Origin of the sequence: Mesorhizobium sp. M0119, assembly GCF_040322615.1 — a bacterium.
GTDB lineage: Bacteria > Pseudomonadota > Alphaproteobacteria > Rhizobiales > Rhizobiaceae > Mesorhizobium.
Genome location: NZ_JAMYTU010000106.1, coordinates 1 through 1,064, shown reverse-complemented (window position 1 = coordinate 1,064; position 1,064 = coordinate 1). Strand labels below are relative to the sequence as shown.

Annotated in this window: 2 protein-coding genes; both read right to left on the bottom strand. The window is 58.4% G+C overall.

Features of this window, described 5'->3' with window-relative positions; genetic code table 11:
- Positions 1–387: FAD-dependent oxidoreductase (locus tag NKJ40_RS31765; RefSeq protein ID WP_352469389.1), on the bottom strand; the 387-nt coding region annotated here is incomplete at its 3' end.
- Positions 388–522: 135 nt separating this feature from the next.
- Positions 523–1,064: helix-turn-helix domain-containing protein (locus NKJ40_RS31760; protein WP_352469388.1), on the bottom strand; the 542-nt coding region annotated here is incomplete at its 5' end.

Sequence of the window (1,064 nt, the reverse complement as noted above, 5' to 3'; positions counted from 1 at the left end):
GCTCAGACGTTGGAGGGTTTCGGTGTTCCTGTGATGTGCGTGTGGCGTGCAGTTTGCCAGGAACTCTATGCCCCAGCGCCACAGCGCCGGATCCAGTGGACGTGATACTTTGACCGAGGGATCCCGCCCAGCGATCGCTTTGAGCATAGCGCCAAGCGCCTGCGGGCCGGCCCAGGCCCTCGCATGCCCCACAGCGATGATGCCTGCATTGGCGCGGCTACACATTTCGGCCGGGCCCGACATCGCGTCAATCACGAGCACTTCGACGCCTCGTTTCGAAAGTGCGTAGGCCGTCATCATGCCTGCCACACCCGCGCCGATCACCGCGACCCTACGCTTTCCAGCCGATTTACTCATCTTTCGCCTTTGAAAATCGACCCACGTCAATCTGTCTTTCCGTTTTCTGCGTGAGACCGTCTCTGAAGCGAATTGGGTTGCGTCAGGACGCAACTCGCAGCGCAGCCCCTGTGCAGAAGAAGTGCTTTGCCTAGAGTTTTTCGTGCTTAGTGCCCTGACCCGGCTTTACTGCTCGGGTGCAGCGAGAACTCCATGAACCCGAGTGGCAATCCAGAGAATCTGCGCATCTTCCTCGCTCACCGAAACGAGCGCATGTCCCATGGTGGAATCATAGTAGCTGCTGTCTCCCGGAAAGAGCCGAACCGGCGCATAGTGCTCGGTGTGCAACATCACTTCGCCGGACAGCACGAAAAAGAACTCCTCTCCCATGTGCCCCTGAATTTCAGGAAACTCCTTGATCGAGCGTGCACGCACTCGCGTCAGCAGAGGGGTGAACTCCTTCGTCGAGAGGTCGGCGCTGAGCATTTCATATTCATAGTGAGGCGACTTCTGCGGTATGCCCGCGCCCCTTCTGGTCACGACCATTCGGCCTGCGGCGCCGGCTTTATCCGTGGTGCTGCCGAATAATTCTGTCACATCGACGTTCAATCCAACGGCGAGCCGCAGGATCGTCTCGTATGTTGGCGAAACCTGACCATTTTCTACCTTCGACACTGCGGACACCGATAGCCCGGACCGCTGCGCGAGGTCATTCAACGTGAACTTGA